This is a genomic window from Streptomyces sp. AC550_RSS872, assembly GCF_019049285.1.
Lineage (GTDB): Bacteria > Actinomycetota > Actinomycetes > Streptomycetales > Streptomycetaceae > Streptomyces.
The window spans coordinates 1-216 of the sequence record NZ_JAGMUL010000115.1 but is presented as its reverse complement, the minus strand read 5'-3'; the positions used below and the strand labels follow the sequence as shown (position 1 = coordinate 216).

The following is a 216-nucleotide window of genomic DNA, read 5'->3' as shown; positions in this document are numbered from 1 at the left end:
TCTCAAACGAGCCGCTGACGTTTCGACTACGGGGGTCTTACCCTCTACGCCGGACCTTTCGCATGTCCTTCGCCTACATCAACGGTTTCTGACTCGTCCTGTTGCCGGCAGACAACAGAAGAGAGATCCCACAACCCCGCATACGCAACCCCTGCCGGGTCTCACACGTATACGGTTTAGCCTCATCCAGTTTCGCTCGCCACTACTCCCGGAATC

At 56.9% G+C, this 216-nt stretch carries 1 rRNA gene; it reads right to left on the bottom strand.

Annotated elements, in window-relative coordinates:
* Positions 1-216, bottom strand: a 23S ribosomal RNA gene (locus tag KUM44_RS33010); the annotation flags it as partial.